Here is a 13,538-nt window from a genome sequence, read left to right as displayed (position 1 = left end):
CCCCGGCCCGGGAGCCCCCGGCGACGCGCTCGCGCCCGACCCCGCCGGACTGGAAGCCTTCGGCCGAGGCGAGCCCGTCCCGCCGGCCGAGTCCCCGGGCGGTCCCGCCGCCGGCGGTGCGCAGCCGCGGGAGCCGCGCATCCGGCACAGCCCGCCGGGGCCGACGGACGACCGGGCGCGCGGATTACCGCTGACCTCGCCCTGGGGGATGCCGCCGTTCGCCGCGCCCACCCCGGAGGACGAGCCCCAGGAGCTCCCCAAGGGCCGCCGCCCCTACAGCTCCCCCACCGCGGAGCCGGACACGGAACCCAGGCGTCGCCGCCGCACGGTCGACCGCCCCGACAAGCTCGTGGCCAGCGGCCCGCCACGCCCCGTCCCACCACCCCACGACCCGCCACGAGAGCCCGAGCCTTCCCCGCCCGGCGAGGGGGCGGGGAAGGACCTCGGGTCCCCCCACGACACCACCGGCACCCATCCCGATGCCGTCGCCGCCGAGAACAACCCCCCCACGGAAGCGGAGCCCGCCCCCGAAACCCGGACCAGGCGAGACGCCCGCACGGCCCCGTACGGAATCGCCCACCAGCCTCCGGCGCCAGACCGAGGAGACGACGCTCCGAGGGGTGGGGAAGCCCTCGGCACACGGGCTCCCGGGAGCGGCGAGGTCACTGGCACCTCGGCTCAGGCTGGAGAGGAAGTTCGTACGGCTCCGTACGGGATCGCGCATCAGCCCGGCCGAGGGGAGGAGACCAGCGGTGAGCCGTCACGGGGGGTCGCTTCCGGCGGAGCCGGGGGCGCGGGGGACGGGCAGGACGAGAACGCTGACGGGGACGAGCCGGTGCGGCGGGTCGGGAGGCCGCCGGGCGGCAGGCCGGCGCGGCCTGATCTGCTGGTCGCGTCGGGCCCCGAACGACCCGGGGGAAGGCACCAGAGGGGCCCGGCCCCGGCGGCGATGCGGCGGGCGAGTCCCGTGCGGCGGGGGCGCAGCCCGGCCGCGCCGATGGCCGTGGCGCTGGCGGTCGCGCTGCTGGTGGCCGCCGGCGTGCTGGTGTGGCAGTGGCGCGCCGACGACGAGGCCCGGCTCAGGCTCGCCACCGGCACCGGCAGGTCAGGCGACAACCTGTTCACGGTCCCGGCGGCGGCCCAGGGCACCGACCAGAAGCTCAACGACGTGGCCGCCGTCGGCCGCGCCGTGGTGGTCGTGGGCAGCGACACCACCGGCCCGACGCCCAGGCCCCTGTTCCTCTACTCCGCCGACGGCGAGGAGTGGCAGCTCGGCCGCGTCACCGGCGCGAGCACGCCCATCGTGCAGCGGGTGGCCGGCGGCGACGGCCGCTGGCTGGCCACCGGCGGCGACGGGGTGCGCGAGCGGGGTCTGTGGACCAGCGCCGACGGCCTGAACTGGCAGGCGGTCGGCGGGGGAGAGGCCTTCAGGGACGGCGACCTGATCCACGACATCGCCAGGACGGGCTCCGGGTTCGTCGCGGTGGGCGAGGCGGCGCTGCGCGACGGCGGCGCGGGCCCGGCCGCCTGGCACTCCACGGACGGCCACGCCTGGGAGCGGGTGGAGACCCGGGGCCTGGAGGCGGGCGAGATCCGCGCCGTGGTCGCCAGAGGCGACACGGTGGTGGCCATGGCCAGGCCAGCGCAGGGCGACGGCTCCCGCGTCCTCAGGTCGGCCGACGGCGGACGCACCTGGCAGTCGACCGGCTTCCAGCTGCCGGAGGCGATGCCCAAGGCGGGTTCGCTGGCGGTCGCGTCGAAGCGGTTCGTGCTGGTGGCCACCAGGCAGCGTACGATCACCGGCGACGTGCGCGCCTACTGCTCGCCCACCGGCGCCGAGTGGTCGCAGTGCGGCACGATCGACGGCCTGCCAGCGGCCAGCCCCGGCGTCGAGCGGCTCGTCTCGTACGAGGACGGCGTGGCCGCGGTGAGCCAGGCGGGGATCGGCTCGTACGCGGTGCTGACCAGCACGGACGGCCGCTCGTGGAGCGGGCGGGCGGGCATCGGGGAGCTCCGGGGGGCGACGCTGCGCGGGTTCGCGATCGCCGCGGGCGGCACCCTGTACGCGGGCGGCGACCGCGCGGTCTCGGACGTGGACAACGAGCCGGTCCTCATGGCGGTGCCCCGGCGCGGCGAGCCCGCGCGCGTGCCGCTCGACCAGGTCCGTGGCCTGACCAGGATGGCCCGCGAGACCAGCGGCCTGGCCAGCCACGACGGCCGCTACGTGGCCGTCGGCTCGGCCGGGGGCGAGGCGGGCGTCTGGACCAGCCAGGACTGGAAGGACTGGAGGTCCATCGGGCTCGGCGGCCCGCGACGGCAGCAGCTGAACGACGTGGCGTTCGGCCGCCGCGGCTGGCTGGCCGTGGGCGGCACCCAGGCCGGCCTCCAGGAGACGGAGCCGCTGCTGGTCAGTTCCGGCGACGGGCGCGCCTGGAAGAAGGTGCCGCTCTCGGGCGATCTGGCCAGGCCGGGCGATCATCCGTACCTGGACGTGCGGACGGTCGCGGCGGGCCCCGACGGCTACCTGCTCGCGGGCGAGGACCGCGGCCCGGCGGGCACGGCGGCGGCCGTCTGGTTCACCCCCGACCTGCGCTCGTACACCCGCTCGGAGCGGCTGCCGCAGGGCGGCTCGGGCGTGCGCCTGCACGACGTGGCCGCCACCCCCGACGGGTACGTGGCGGTCGGCGGCGCGGGCGCGGGCGGGAACGAGAGCGGCATCGTCTGGGTGTCGCCGGACGGGCTGAACTGGACGGCCCGCGAGCGGCTCTCCCCGCCGGACGCGTCCTCGGCCGGGCTGCGCCAGGTGGCGGTGCACCAGGACAGGCTGGTGGCCATCGGGACCGCCTCGACCGCCTCGGGCGCGTCCCGGGCCTTCTCGGCGATCTCCGAGGACGACGGCGTGACCTGGGAGACGTCATGGCTTCCCGCGGAACGGGCGGCCGGCGTGTACGACCTGGCGGCGGCCGGGCAGGGCCTGGTCGCGGTCGGCTGGCACGGCGAGCAGGGGGAGGGCGACAGCGCCGCCTGGATCTCCCAGGACGGCCTCTCGTGGAGCCGGCTGGACTTGAAGGAGGACCGCCTGGCCGGGCCGGGCGCCCAGTGGCTGGCCGCGGTGACGATCTCCGGCGAGGAAGTGGTGGCTCTGGGCCGGTCCACCACCTACAGCGACGACCACCTCATCCTCTGGACGTCGACTCTCACCGCCGGCCGCTGAGCCCCGCCGGTGGCCGCGGCGTCACGTGGGCAGGACGCGCCAGGAGCGCAGGGTGTCCAGCAGGCCGGTGGTGAGCTGCAGCCGGGCGAGCTCCTCCCGCGTGCACCAGCGGGCGTCGGCGGCGTCGTCGCCCGGTGTGAGGGTGCCGCCGACCACGGTGGCGCGGTAGTCGCGGACCGCGTACGTGTCCCCGCGGGGAGCGGGCAGGTCCACCGTGCCCGCGAGCGGGCCCACGGCCACCTCCAGCCCGGTCTCCTCCAGCACCTCGCGCCGCACCGCCACGGCGTCGGACTCGCCGGGCTCCACCCGGCCGCCCGGCAGCGACCAGCGACCCGCGTCCGGAGGGTGCCCGCGCCGGATGAGCAGAAGGCGGCGCGCGTCGTCCAGGACGATCGCGCCGACACAATTTACGCGCACATGGTCAAGATTACGACGTGATAACGGACTGCGGTCTTGACGGGGCGGTGCCCGACGAAGCACCGTGGGTAGCTGTGAGAGCGGCTCCAACCTGCCCACGGTGCTTCGGTCCGCTGCACGCGCCGAGCGTGTGGTCCAGTGCCTGGCGTTGCGATGCGCACGGCGACGTCCTGCCGTACCAGCCGCCCTGGCCGCCGTCGCAGACGGCCGCGGAGGCGATGCGCAAGACCTCGCTGGTGCCGGTCTGGCTGCCCTGGCCGCTGCCGTCCGGATGGCTGGTGACGGGGTTCGGCGAGGTCGGCGACGAGCGCAAGGGCATACGGGCGAGCCTGGTCGCGCTGTCCGGGCCGTCCTTGACGCAGGGGCCCGCGGACATCCTCGTCATCGCCGAGGAGCCGGGCGTCGGCCTCGGGGCCGCGTTCGCCGGTCTGGACGGGGCCGACCCCGGCGAGGGGTTCGACTCGGGCCCGCCCAACGCCAAGATCGAGGTCCTCGGGCATCCGGCCCCGCTGTGGTGCGTGAACGGCGCCGCCGACCGGGCCGTCTACGCCGGTGAGGCGCTCGGCAACTGGCTGTGGGTCATCGCCTGGCCCGCCGAGGCCGGCTGCCTCATCGTGCTCGCCGAGCTGAGCCTGATCGACCTGCGCGACCATGACCTCGACATCCCCTTCGGCGCGTTCTCCCCCCGGCTCGAAGACTGATGCCCAACGGGATTCGCTCACCGGTGCGGACGGGCTAGAGTTCGGAGGCGTGACAGCGCGTATCGAGCGAGTGGTGACCGAGGGCCTCGTCGACATCGACGGCACCGAGCACAAGGTCGAGAACAACACCTGGATCATCGGCGACGACGAGGAGGCCATCGTCATCGACCCCGCCAGGGACGCCGAGAAGATCCTTGAGCAGGTGGGTGAGCGCGAGGTGCTCGCGGTCATCTGCACCCACGGCCTGCCCGACCACGTCGGCGCCGCCATCGAGGTGGCGGCCAGGGACGAGGCGGTCGTCGCACTCCACCCCAAGGACAAGCCGCTCTGGCGGGAGACCTGGACCGAGACCTGGCCCGACATCGACATGGAGGACGACGGCATCTTCCAGGTCGCCGACGTCCAGCTCGACGTCATGGAGACGCCCGGCATCACGCCCGGCGGGGTCTCGCTCTACTGCGAGGGCCTCGGCGCGGTCTTCTCCGGCAAGACGCTCCAGGCCGACGGGCCCGGCAAGCTCGGCGGCGAGTACCCCCGCCTGGCCGACCAGCTCACCGCCATCGGCGGGCGGCTGTTCACGCTGCCCGGCGACACGCGGGTGCTGCCCTCCCACGGCGAGGAGGTCACCATCGGCGACCTGGAGCCGCACTTCGACGACTGGATCGGCGGTTCGCTGACGCGGGTCGAGACCGAGCCCGAGGAGGAGGGCCCGCTCGTCGACGGCACCAGGGCCGCCCGCATCAGGCTCGACTCCGGCGACGACTAGGGTGTACGACCAGCTTCCGCTGGATGGGATGCCGCGGCGGCTCTACTCGTGCACGCCGTCGCGGCTGAACGCCTGGCTCGACTGCCGGCGCCGCTACCGGTTCACCTACCTGGACCGGCCGCAGCCGTCGAAGGGCCCGGGCTGGGCGCACAACAGCGTCGGGGCGAGCGTTCACAACGCGCTGGCGGCGTGGTGGCGGGAGCCGTACGAGCGGCGCACGCCGTTGACGGCGGCCGTCTTACTCACCAAGGGCTGGATCACCGAGGGGTTCAGGGACGAGGCCCAGTCGGCGCAGTGGCTCGGCCGCGGCCGCGACCTGGTCTCCGGCTACGTGGCCACGCTCGACCCGTCCGACGACCCGGTCGGCGTCGAACGCACCGTGGCCACCCGGACCTCGGTCATCGCGGTCTCCGGCCGCATCGACCGGCTCGACCGGCGCGGCGACGAGCTGGTGGTGGTCGACTACAAGACCGGGCGGCGGCCGCTCACGCAGGACGACGCGCGCTCCTCGCTGGCGCTGGCGATCTACGCGGTGGCGGCGTCCCGCATGATGCGCACCCCGGCCCACGCCGTCGAGCTGCACCACCTGCCGACGGGCGAGATCGTGCAGTGGCGTCACACGGACGAGTCGCTCGACCGCCATCTGCGGCGCGCCGAGGAGATCGCGATGGAGGCGGCGGAGGCGGACGAGCGCTACCGGACGGTGATGGGCGAGCCGGCCCAGGCCAAGCGCCCTCGGCCCCGCGACGCGGGCCGTCCACCGGCGGCCCGTGACGACGCGCCGGCCCCCGAGCGGCGTGACCGGCCCCTGGTGAGCCCGCCACGCGTGCCCGCGGAGCTGGACGAGGTGTTCGCCCCCAGCCCCGGCCCGATCTGCGGCTGGTGCGACTTCCGCCGCCACTGCCCCGAAGGCGTGACCGCCGCCCCCGAGCACCGCCCCTGGGACGGCCTGGCGGAGTGACGCCGTCAGGTGGCGCGGGTGTCGAGGGTGTGGCTCTCGGCCTCGTTCCAGAACCTGACGAGCGCCGCCGCCGTGGTCTCCGGCGCCTCCACCGCGGGTGAGTGGGCCGCGCCCGGCACCACCACGCAGTCGGCGCCCAGGGCCGCCGCCATCTCCTGCTGCGTCTCGGCAGGCCAGCCGTCGTCGTGTTCCCCGTACAGAACGAGCGTGGGCACCTCGATCTGGCGCAGCTCCTCGGTGCGGTCGCGCATGGACACCACCTCGTCGGCCATGCGCGCCAGACCCGTCGGCGAGTTGGACAGCAGCCGTTGGCGCAGGAAGGCCAGGATGTCGTCGGGCACGCCGGCGGCCAGCGCCTCCGGCTCGAAGCCGGCATGCCACACGTGTTCCAGCCCCGACAGGGGGATCGTGCGCGTCAGCCATCGGGCGTGTCCGGCGCGCTTGCCGGTGATGCCCGCGGGGCCGGAGCCCATCAGCGTGAACGAGGCGAACTTGGTGCGCCCGTCGATCGCCGCCTCGCGCGCCACCAGCCCGCCGAAGGAGTGGCCCACCAGGTGGACCGGCTCGCCGTCGCCGAACCGCTGGGCGAGCGCGTCGACGTCGGCGCCCAGCGCCGCGCAGGTGTAGGCGGCGGGGTCGTCGAGGCCCGGCGTCTCGTACTGGCCGCGCAGGTCGACGGCCAGCACGCGGCGGCCCGACAGGGCGAGCGTCTGCAGGACCGCGATGAAGTCTTCCTTGCTGCCCGTCAGGCCCGGGAGAAGGATCGCGGGCCATCGCTCCACCACGCCGGTCGCCGGCAGCGCCTCGAGGGCCGCGAACATGCCGCGGTCGGTCTCGATCTTGCGTGGGGTGACGCCAGGAGGCAGGTGCAGGAATCGCGGCGTACTCACGTGGGGCAACAATACCCAGAGCCCACCACCTCGACACCGGTGAACACGGTACGCCGGTGCGATCTGGGGCGAGTCGTGCCCATGTCCGTGAGAAAGCCCGTGACATGCGGAAAGGCGCGCACCCCGGTCGGGATGCGCGCCTTTCGCCGAACGTGTCAGCCGGTGCGGCGGCGGTTGCCGCGGTTGCCGCCGCGGCGCTGCTGCTTGCGCTCCGTGGCCGCCGACGGCGCGATGTCGTCGTCGTCCGTCGCCAGGTCAGGTGACTGGAAGATCACCGTGAACGGGCTGGCCGGGATGATCCGCTCCGGCTCGCGCCGCGGTGCGGCGAACTCCGGCTCGCCCGGCGCCGTGGCCTCGTCACGCGACGAGGACTCGGTCTCCTGGCGTGCCGGCGCCACGACCTCGTCCCGCTGGGAGGCGGCGATCCGGTCACGCGACGGCGTCGCGACCTCGTCCCGCTGGGAGGCCGCGATCCGGTCATGCGACGGCGTGGCCACCTCGTCCCGCTGGGAGGCCGCGATCTCGTCCCGCGACGGCGTCGCGATCTCGTCACGCGGCGGGGCCGCGATCTGGTCGCGCCTGGGCGCGGCCGTGTGGTCGCTCGGCGGGGCCGTGACGGACCGCTCCTGGCGGGCGGTGACGTCCGCGACCTGCTCCTCCTGGACGGCGGACCGCCGGGTGCGGCGGCGCGGCTCGGCGGCCGTCGCCACCTCCTCGGCAGTGATGATCGCGGGCGTCTCCTCCTGGTGCTGGCTGGAGCGACCGGTCACGAGCTCGACCTCCGGCGTCTCGACGGCAGGGCTGCCCGCGGTGCTCTCCTCCGCGGACCTGCCGCCGCGGGTGCGGCGGCGCTGGCGCGTGCGGGCCGGACGCTCCCGCTCCCGCTCCCGCTCCTCACGCTCGTCGCGGCGACGGCCGCGCGCGCGTGGCCGGCCCGTCTCGCCGAGGTCCTCGATGCGCTCCGCGGAAAGGCCCGCCCGGGAGCGGCTGGCGTGCGGCAGCACGCCCTTGGTGCCCTCGGGGATGTTGAGCTCGGTGTAGAGGTGAGGAGAGGTGGAGTAGGTCTCCTCGGGCTCCGGGAAGTCGAGGCCCAGCATCTGGTTGATCATCTTCCAGCGGGTCAGCTCCTCCCACTCCACGAACGTGACCGAGATGCCCGTGCGCCCGGCCCGGCCGGTGCGGCCGATGCGGTGCACGTAGGTCTTGTCGTCGGTGGGGCAGTCGTAGTTGACCACGTGGGTGACGTCGTCGATGTCGATGCCGCGGGCCGCCACGTCGGTGGCGACCAGCACGTCGACCTTGCCGTTGCGGAACGCCCGCAGCGCCTGCTCACGCTGGCCCTGGCCGAGGTCGCCGTGGACGGCCGCGACCGCGAACCCACGGGTGTCGAGCTGCTCGGAGACCATGTCGCAGGCGCGCTTGGTCTCGCAGAAGATCATCGTGAGCCCGCGGCCCTCGGCCTGCAGCAGCCGGGACACGATCTCGATCTTGTCCATCCGGTGGGCGCGCCACACGATCTGGCGCACCTGCGGGGTGGTCTCGGCCTCGCCGCTCTCGTTCTCGGCGCGCACGTGGGTGGGGCGGCTGAGGTACTTGCGGGAAAGGGTGACGATCTCGCCCGGCATGGTGGCGGAGAACAGCATCGTCTGCCGCTCCGCCGGGATCAGCTTGAAGATCCGCTCGATGTCGGGCAGGAAGCCCAGGTCGAGCATCCGGTCGGCCTCGTCGAGGACCAGCGTGTTGACCTGGCCGAGGTCGAGATGCTTCTGCTTGACCAGGTCGAGCAGCCGGCCGGGGGTGCCGACGATGACGTCGACCCCCGCCTTGAGCGCCTCGATCTGCGGCTCGTACGCGCGCCCGCCGTAGACGGTGAGCACCCGCGAGCCGAGCTTGCCGGCGGCGGTGACCAGGTCCTCGCTCACCTGGGTGGCGAGCTCGCGGGTCGGCACGACGACCAGCCCGCGGGGCTTCTTGCGGTTCTTGCGCGGCTTGCCGATGCTCTGCAGCATCGCGATGCCGAACGCGTAGGTCTTGCCGGTGCCCGTGCGGGCCTGGCCGATCAGGTCCTGGCCGTTCAGCGCCAGCGGAAGCGCCATTTCCTGGATCGGGAACGGTGTCGTGATGCCCTCGGTCTCGAGGGCATCGGCGATTTCTGGTGTGACTCCGAGGTCTCGGAAAGTCGTCAGCGTGGCCTGCCTCAGTCTCAAATGAAGGCGGGCCTGCCGGGACCTACGGGCGGAAATCCGACCTCGTATCTGGGTCCTCGCGGTAGAGCCAGCCCTCTCGCGTCATTACGACCGCGCACCCGGGGATCGGGGGATTCGGAGGAGAGACCCCCGAATGTACACAGTGCGGTCGCACTTTCTCAGAGCAGTGTACTCGATACCACAACGCTGACCAGGCTTACGGATGTTCCCGAAGATTCCCGGAAGTACGCTGCCTTCCATGAACGAGTCTCCTGGGGTCGCCGACCTGCTCGGCGTCCTGGCCTATGCCGAGCTGAGCGCATTCACGAGGATGACCGAGGACGCCGCCACGCTGGCGCCCACGCTCGCCGACCGGACGGCGCTGTGCGAGCTGGCCGTCGCCGAGTATCAGCACTTCCGGCTGCTCTACGACCGGCTGCGGGAGCTGGGGGCGGACCCGGAGCGGGCGATGCAGCCGTTCGCCGGGGCGCTGGACGCCTGGCACACCCAGACCAGCCCGGCCGACTGGTTGCAAGCCCTGGTCAAGGCCTATGTGGGGGTGGGCATCGCGCTCGACTTCTATCGTGAGGCGGCCCGGAGGCTGGACCCGTCGATCGTGGAGCTGGTCGACGAGGTGCTGACGGACGAGGGGCGGGCGGAGTTCGCCGTCGAGCGCGTACGGGCCGGCGTCGCGGCGGACCCGGCGGTGAGCGGGCGGCTGGCGCTGTGGGCCAGGCGGCTCGTCGGCGAGGCGCTCAGCCAGGGCCAGCGGGTGGCGGCGGAACGCCCGGAGCTGGCGCTCATGCTGGTGGAGTCGGGCGCGAACGACCAGGCGGAGATCTCCCGCCTGTTCGCCAAACTGACGGAGCAGCACGGCAAGCGCATGGCGGCGCTCGGCATCTGAGGCGTCACGCCCGGGAGCCGCGCCTCAAGGCGGCTCCCGGACGGCGGCGCCTAGAGGGTGCCGCCGAAGCCCACCGGACGCGACTCGTCCTCGCCGATCTCGATGAAGCCCAACGACGCCACCGGCACCACCACACGCCTGCCCTTCACGTCGGTGATGGCGAACACGCCGCGATCGGCGGCAAGGGCCTTCCGGATTTCCTCCTCGACCTGCTCGGACGACAGGTCGGTCTCCACAACGAGCTCACGGTGCACCGAACGCACGCCGATCTTGATTTCCATCATGCTCCCTTTCCACGGGGCGGGGCTTCCCTCATCGTGGCCGTTCGACGCCGGAAAAGCGCAGCTGATCGCGCCCAGCGAACGGGTTAAGCCGTACGCGGAAAACCGCTGATGCCCCGCCAGGCGAGCCGGGCCATGAGCTGCTCGGCCGCGTCCTTGGGGATGGAGCCGTGCTCGCTGACCCAGTAGCGGGCACTCACCTCCGCCATGCCGACCAGCCCGACGCCCAGCAGGTGGGCCTCGTCGCTGGTGCAGCCGGTGTCTTCCTGGATCACCGCGCTGACCATCTCGGCGCACTCGTTGAGCGAGCGCTCCACGCGCTGCCGCACCGGCGCCACGTTGCGCAGGTCGGACTCGAAGACCAGCCGGAACGCCTCGCCCTGGGTGGAGACGAAGTCGAAGAACGCGCTGAACGTCGCCTGCACCCGCAGTTTGTTCTCGGTCGTGGAGGCGAGCGCCTCCCTGCACCGGGTGACCATGTCGTCGACGTGCAGGTCGAGCAGGGCGAGGTAGAGCTCCAGCTTGCCCGGGAAGTGCTGGTAGAGCACCGGCTTGCTGACCCCCGCGCGGTCGGCGATCTCGTCCATGGCGGCCGCGTGGTAGCCGTTCTCCACGAACACTTCCTGCGCCGCGCTCAGCAGCTGCCTGCGGCGGGCGAGTCGGGGCAGCCGGGTGCCCCGGGGCTTGGCGTCCGGGGTAGCGGTCACACGGGTCTCCAACGGGTTTCGTGCCGGGTCTGCCGACATCCTACGGGCGGGTAGTCATCACCTCAGCGATAGTCGTCGTCGTCGTACCCGACCACGCGGTCCTGCTCGATCGCGTCGGCCGGGTTGACCTCAAGGGGAAGCTCGAGGCGCCACTGCTCGTCGTCCTCCCGCAGCGGACGCTGTTGCTCGGCGGCGTCGGCCGGCGTCGCCTCGATCGGCAGCTCCTGGTCATCGGCGAAGTTGTCGTCGTCCCCGCGTACGTCCATCTCCGACATGTCGGTCCCCCTCTTCGTGTGGACTGAACCAGATTACGCCCGGCTGAAAAGGTCGCCGTGCTTCTCCATCCTGGCCAGCACGTCGGACGACGTGAACACCAGGTCTTCCGGGCTCTCGCAGCGTTCGACCTCCTTCCACAGCAGTGGCGTGGAAACCGTCGGACGCGTCCTGGCCCGCAGCGAGTATGGCGCGACCGTGGTCTTGGCGGGGTTGTTCTGGCTCCAGTCGATGAAGACCTTGCCCGGCCGCTGCTTCTTCGCCATCACGCTGACGATCCGCCCGGGGTGCCGCTTCGCCAGCGCCTGGGCCAGCCGCTTGGCGTACGCCGACGGCTCCTCGCGGCCGTCCCACGCGGCGTACAGCTGCATGCCCTTGCTCCCGCTGGTCTTCGGCCTGGCCTCCAGGCCGTCGGCCGACAGCACCTCGCGCAGCATCAGGGCGACCTCGCAGCACTCCACGATCATCGCGGGGGGCCCGGGGTCCAGGTCGAACACCAGGGTGTCCGGCGGCAGCGCGCGTCCTTCCCCGTCCACCCGCCACTGGGGCACGTGCAGCTCCAGCGCGGCCAGGTTCGCGTAGTAGACCAGCCCCGGCAGGTCGTCGATCAGGGCGAAGTCGATGGTGTCGCGGTCCTTGGTGCTGCCGGGCGCCGGCAGCCGCGCCCTGCGCACCCAGCCGGGGGTGTGCTCGGGGGCGTTCTTCTCGAAGAACGACATGCCCTCGACGCCGTTCGGGAAGCGCTTGACCGTCAGCGGCCGGCCTTCCAGGTGCGGCAGGAGCACCGGGGCGATCCGGCTGTAGTAGTCGATGACCTCGGCCTTGGTGAAGCCGGACTCGGGATAGAGCACCTTGTCCAGGTTGCTCAGGACGAGCTCCCGCCCGTCCACCCGCACCGGGACCTTGCTCGCCGGGCTCATCGGGCCGTCACCTCCGGGGGCAGCTTCTCCGGGCCCGCGCCACACGGGACGGCGAGGCCTTCGTGTACGCCACCTCCCCGACGAGATCGGGTCTAACCCATCGATAACGCCACAGGACCGGCCCGGCATGGGTTCGACGAGCTATGGCATTGGTCGCACGGGGACGGGTATGTCCCCGTTGGCGAACCGCCCGACACTACTGAGGAGTTGCCCATGCGCAGCATCTGGAAAGGTGCGATCTCCTTCGGGCTGGTCACGATCCCGGTGAAGCTCTACTCGGCCACCGAGCAGAAGGACGTCAGCTTCCACCAGGTGCACCGCGAGGACGGCGGCCGCATCCGCTACAAGCGGGTGTGCACGCTCGACGGCGAGGAGATCGCGTACGCGGACATCGCCAAGGGTTACGAGCTGGCCACGGGCGAGATGGTCGTGCTCACCGACGAGGACTTCGAAGGGCTGCCGCTGAGCACCTCACGCCGGATCGACGTGCTGCAGTTCGCCCCCGCCGAGCAGATCGACCCCATCTACTTCGCCAAGTCCTATTACCTGGAGCCCGACGCGCAGGGGGCCAAGCCGTACGTGCTGCTGCGCGACGCGCTGGAGAGCTCCGGCCAGGTGGCGGTGGTCAAGGTGGCGCTGCGCCAGCGCGAGTCGCTGGCGACGCTGCGGGTGCGCGACGGGGTGTTCGTGCTGGAGACCATGCTGTGGCCGGACGAGATCCGCAAGCCGGACTTCGAGTTCCTGGACGAGGACATCGACGTGCGGACGCAGGAGCTCAAGATGGCCGAGTCGCTGATCTCCACGATGGAGGCCGACTTCGACCCGGCCGAGTACCACGACACCTACCGCGAGGCGCTGCAGGAGGTCATCGAGGCGAAGGTGGCGGGCAAGGAGGTCATCACGCCTCCGGAGGCCGAGGAGGAGGGCGGCCCCGCCGTCGACCTCATGGCGGCGCTGCGGGCCAGCGTCGAGGCCGCCAAGCGCGAGCGCGAGGGCGCTCCCGCTAAGCCGAAGCGGGCCGCCTCGGGCAAGGCGAAGGCCAAGGACGACAGGGCCAAGGACGACAGGGCCAAGGAAGAGAAGGCCAAGGAAGAGAAGGCCCCCGCCAAGCGGAAGGCCCGCAAGTCGGCCTGACGCCTCCTGCCCCTGGACTCACCCCCGCTGTCCGTTCTCACGCGCGGCCATGCGGCCGCGTACTCGGATGATGCTGCCGGCGCTTGCCTGTAAGCAATCAGAAGGTTCTGTGACGCTGGGTGATAGGTGCTGATCAGGCTTCGAGTGCGACCGGCGGCATCCAGAGGTTGCCGGTGAAGGCGCG

At 72.6% G+C, this 13,538-nt stretch carries 13 protein-coding genes; 6 read left to right on the top strand and 7 right to left on the bottom strand.

What is annotated here, in order from left to right:
* The first annotated feature begins 967 nt into the window (after window positions 1-967).
* Window positions 968-3,214 (top strand): hypothetical protein, encoded by a 2,247-nt coding sequence (locus AB0K05_RS23065; protein WP_364231492.1) that lies wholly within the window; start codon window positions 968-970, stop codon window positions 3,212-3,214.
* Window positions 3,215-3,235: 21 nt separating this feature from the next.
* On the opposite strand, the gene AB0K05_RS23060 is transcribed toward AB0K05_RS23065, so the two are convergent.
* Window positions 3,236-3,631, bottom strand: coding sequence for an NUDIX domain-containing protein (locus AB0K05_RS23060; RefSeq protein ID WP_271276316.1), 396 nt, complete (start codon window positions 3,629-3,631; stop codon window positions 3,236-3,238).
* Window positions 3,632-3,648: 17 nt separating this feature from the next.
* On the opposite strand from AB0K05_RS23060, the gene AB0K05_RS23055 reads away from it, so the two are divergent.
* From AB0K05_RS23055 to AB0K05_RS23045, 3 genes are read left to right on the top strand one after another with little or no spacing between them, the layout of a single operon-like run.
* On the top strand, window positions 3,649-4,332 hold the full coding sequence (locus AB0K05_RS23055; protein ID WP_345482896.1) for a DUF6758 family protein: 684 nt from the start codon (window positions 3,649-3,651) through the stop codon (window positions 4,330-4,332).
* Window positions 4,333-4,381: 49 nt separating this feature from the next.
* The gene (locus AB0K05_RS23050) at window positions 4,382-5,098 is read left to right on the top strand and encodes an MBL fold metallo-hydrolase (protein WP_219543983.1); all 717 of its coding nucleotides are present in this window, start codon (window positions 4,382-4,384) and stop codon (window positions 5,096-5,098) included.
* Window positions 5,099-5,126: 28 nt separating this feature from the next.
* Entirely contained in the window at window positions 5,127-6,059 is a 933-nt protein-coding gene (locus AB0K05_RS23045; RefSeq protein WP_271276317.1) for a PD-(D/E)XK nuclease family protein, read from the top strand.
* Between the two features lie 5 nt (window positions 6,060-6,064).
* Here AB0K05_RS23045 and AB0K05_RS23040 read toward each other — a convergent pair whose 3' ends face one another.
* Both AB0K05_RS23040 and AB0K05_RS23035 read right to left on the bottom strand, forming a co-directional pair.
* Entirely contained in the window at window positions 6,065-6,949 is an 885-nt protein-coding gene (locus AB0K05_RS23040) for an alpha/beta hydrolase (RefSeq protein WP_271276318.1), read from the bottom strand.
* A 155-nt stretch (window positions 6,950-7,104) separates the two neighbouring features.
* Complete coding sequence (locus AB0K05_RS23035) at window positions 7,105-9,045, bottom strand: DEAD/DEAH box helicase (protein WP_271276319.1); 1,941 nt, start codon at window positions 9,043-9,045, stop codon at window positions 7,105-7,107.
* Window positions 9,046-9,394: 349 nt separating this feature from the next.
* On the opposite strand from AB0K05_RS23035, the gene AB0K05_RS23030 reads away from it, so the two are divergent.
* Window positions 9,395-10,039 carry a ferritin-like fold-containing protein gene (locus AB0K05_RS23030; RefSeq protein ID WP_148029271.1) on the top strand — a complete coding sequence of 215 codons (645 nt, stop codon included), beginning with the start codon at window positions 9,395-9,397 and terminating at the stop codon, window positions 10,037-10,039.
* 50 nt (window positions 10,040-10,089) lie between these two features.
* On the opposite strand, the gene AB0K05_RS23025 is transcribed toward AB0K05_RS23030, so the two are convergent.
* The 4 genes from AB0K05_RS23025 to ligD form a co-directional block, all read right to left on the bottom strand.
* Window positions 10,090-10,323, bottom strand: a complete 234-nt coding sequence (locus tag AB0K05_RS23025) for a DUF3107 domain-containing protein (RefSeq protein ID WP_246639500.1) — start codon at window positions 10,321-10,323, stop codon at window positions 10,090-10,092.
* Between the two features lie 83 nt (window positions 10,324-10,406).
* Window positions 10,407-11,027, bottom strand: a complete 621-nt coding sequence (locus tag AB0K05_RS23020) for a TetR/AcrR family transcriptional regulator (RefSeq protein ID WP_148029272.1) — start codon at window positions 11,025-11,027, stop codon at window positions 10,407-10,409.
* 62 nt (window positions 11,028-11,089) lie between these two features.
* A complete protein-coding gene (locus AB0K05_RS23015) occupies window positions 11,090-11,302 on the bottom strand; it encodes a hypothetical protein (RefSeq protein ID WP_246639498.1) in 213 nt (70 codons plus the stop codon).
* Between the two features lie 33 nt (window positions 11,303-11,335).
* Window positions 11,336-12,220 (bottom strand): non-homologous end-joining DNA ligase, encoded by an 885-nt coding sequence (gene ligD / locus AB0K05_RS23010; protein ID WP_364231485.1) that lies wholly within the window; start codon window positions 12,218-12,220, stop codon window positions 11,336-11,338.
* A gap of 213 nt (window positions 12,221-12,433) precedes the next feature.
* Here ligD and AB0K05_RS23005 point away from each other — a divergent pair, with 213 nt between their 5' ends.
* On the top strand, window positions 12,434-13,354 hold the full coding sequence (locus tag AB0K05_RS23005; protein WP_364231482.1) for a Ku protein: 921 nt from the start codon (window positions 12,434-12,436) through the stop codon (window positions 13,352-13,354).
* Window positions 13,355-13,538: the final 184 nt, after the last annotated feature.

It is taken from the genome of Nonomuraea sp. NPDC049486, from assembly GCF_040676925.1.
GTDB lineage: Bacteria > Actinomycetota > Actinomycetes > Streptosporangiales > Streptosporangiaceae > Nonomuraea > Nonomuraea ferruginea.
Note: the sequence above shows the minus strand (reverse complement) of the source record. Positions and strands in the feature narration are given on the sequence as shown.